Consider the following 2,579-nt stretch of genomic DNA (forward strand, 5'->3'; position numbering starts at 1 on the left):
GCCCAAAGGGCCGAGACGCTGGCGCGGTGCTCGGCCGACCCGGACCGGATGATGCCCACTACCCGCTATTTTGCGTTTTTGCTTCCGGCAGTTTGGCGTCCGGCGACCCGAGCCCCAGGCGCTCGGCTCGCGCAATTTGCGTGCGGCGTTGCCGCACTCCTCGGCCTTGGGCCGCAGCCCAAGGTCACGTCAGCGCGCCAGCGACTTCGGACGCGTTCGATAGCCCGCAGAGAAGCGAGGACTATCGTGACGTGCTCCGAAAAGCCGCGCTGGCACGCACTCTGCCCCCCGACGTCGGCGCCCGCAAAACAAGGAGGCCCGCCGACTATGTTTTGCGCGGCAGCCCGACCCAACGCCGACACCGAGGACTTCAGAAAACCAAGAACGGACGTCAGGAGGACTATGGTTTTCGAAGGCCGAGGCCGCCAGCCCCGCTCTAATAGTGTCGATGTACCTCATCGACATTGCGGGGTGGCGGCGTTGGGTCGGGCTGCGCCAGCGCCCGACGTCGGGGGGCATAAGATATTGTGCGCCAAGGACTTTGTCCGCCGCGCGCACCACTCCACCTCTACAAACCGTAGAGGGGGGCTTTCATAGGGGCAGGCCTATCGGACGTGTTCGATACTTCGGGTATCGCGACGCGTCCGACTAGGCGGCAGCTCACAAGCAGTCGCACTTTTTTGTTGCCTGCTCCTGGGATCGAAGTCCCTGCCTTCGTGGAGCAAACGACGCGACCGAGATCCTGATTCAGCATGCGGTCGCGCATCACGAGCTCATCACGTGCCCCATGCACGGCTCCGCGTGATCTATCTGTGAGGCCGGCTAGCCAGCTACCTGGTGCGGCAACTGCGATCTGGATAGCTACCTAGCCTCGTGCCATCGCCGCCGTCGAGCAACCTTGCAGCAATGGCCATGCAGGCGCGTGGGCGCGGCGCATTTCGCAGAAAACTTTGTCTAGATAGCAGGTGCGCGTGTCCCTAGCGACGCCTGCCGGCACCTGTCGGCGCATGCTATCTCGATGCGTGGCCGGCGAGATAGCAGCAAGGCGTGCTGAACCCATCGCTAGCTGTCTCGCTCTATATGCTCGCTGGCGTGTTGTGTTGCCCGAATGCGCGACTGTTGTGCAACAGGCTTGCGACCTTTGCCAGAATTGTAGCGCGCTCCGGCCGTCGGCCGTCAAGCGAAGCGTCGGCAAGCGACGCGTGTGTGGACGCTTGACTGCCGGCCCGGGCGCGCAACGCCAATGGCGTGTCGGCTCCAGAAATCATGTCAGTCGTGTCCCACCAGAAATCACGGGCGGGAACAGCACGCAACGAAAAGAAACGGCCGTCAACTGGACGAACGCGCGTGAGCATGTAGGGTTGTGACAGCTCCCGGCCATCGCTGCCCCCTCCTCGCCCGCAGCAGACGGGGCGCGCCAAGGCGCGTCTCGTTCCTGCGCGTGCAGGAGAGTGCAGTCCAACAATGGAGTGACGACGATGGCCAAGATGTACCGGGTCTACTCGATCATCGAGCGCCCGAAGCAGGACGACTACTGGCTCAACATCGGCGTGGCCTTCCCGCATGAGGACGGCGAAGGCTTCAACGTCATCCTGCAGGCGCTGCCCTTGCACGGCGCCGGCAAGATCGTGCTCAGGGCCTATGATCCCAACAAGCACGAGGCCGAGGAGAAAGAGAAGCAGGCAACCGTCAAGAAGGCCCGCGCCAAGGAGTAAGCATCAGCGATGCTTGTTTCGGAGCTCACTCGCCCCGCCGTGTTCGGCGGGGCGTTCGCTTATCCCCACGACGAGCAGGCTCAAGAGGCGCAGATGATCCTCTGCGCTACAATTGCAGCATATGACCAAAGCCGCATCGCGGACGGTTCGTGATTGCCTACTCTCCGCACTCCTGCTCCTCAGCTTTGTTGTCTCCTCTTCCCTCGCACTCTTTGCATTCCCGCATCCCGCGCACGCGGATGCGACGGTCATCTTCCTCACCACCACGGGCACCAACAATTGGACCGTTCCGACCGACTGGAACAACGCCAGCAATTCGATCGAGTGCATCGGCCCAGGCGGCGGCGGCGGCAGGGGCTCTACCGCCACTGACAATACCGGCAGCGGCGGCGGCGGCGGGGCCTATTCCGCCGTCGTTAATCAAACTTACACACCAGGAGCGATCCGCAGCTACACGATCGGAGCTGGGGGGACAGGAGGAGCCGCCAATAATACAGCCGGAAGTGCTGGCACCTCTGACACGTCCATTAAGCAGGATGACAACTCGACCACGGCTTGCCTTGCCAAGGCCGGAGCAGGCGGCGGATTAGGAGCTTCATCAGGTGCAGGTGGTGCTGCAGGATCAGGGACCGGCACCACGAAATTTTCAGGCGGTGCAGGCGGAAACGGTGTCACCAGCTCCAGCAAAGGTGGTGGTGGTGGCGGTGGTGGTGCAGCAGGGCCTAACGGCGCTGGTAAAGCTGGAGGCAATGGTGCCGCCGGCTCCGATGGTGGAGCGGGTGGTGGCGGGGCAGCTAACAGCGGCTCTGATGGCTCTGCGGCCGTTGGCCAGGCTGGCGGCGCGGGCGGTAATGGCCGATCAGG

2 protein-coding genes are annotated in these 2,579 nt (G+C 63.4%); both read left to right on the forward strand.

The window, feature by feature from the left end; translation table 11 throughout:
• Positions 1-1,478 precede the first annotated feature (1,478 nt).
• Positions 1,479-1,715, forward strand: coding sequence for a hypothetical protein (locus F9K20_RS21150; protein WP_291006766.1), 237 nt, complete (start codon positions 1,479-1,481; stop codon positions 1,713-1,715).
• Between the two features lie 602 nt (positions 1,716-2,317).
• A partial coding sequence (locus F9K20_RS21155; protein ID WP_291006769.1) for a hypothetical protein occupies positions 2,318-2,579 on the forward strand: 262 nt, incomplete at its 3' end.

The organism is Hyphomicrobium sp. (assembly GCF_009026145.1).
GTDB lineage: Bacteria > Pseudomonadota > Alphaproteobacteria > Rhizobiales > Hyphomicrobiaceae > Hyphomicrobium_A.

Excerpts from the sequence above, each read along its gene's own strand:
- F9K20_RS21150 (WP_291006766.1), top strand. The coding sequence starts at position 1,479 with ATGGCCAAGATGTACCGGGTCTACTCGATCATCGAGCGCCCGAAGCAG.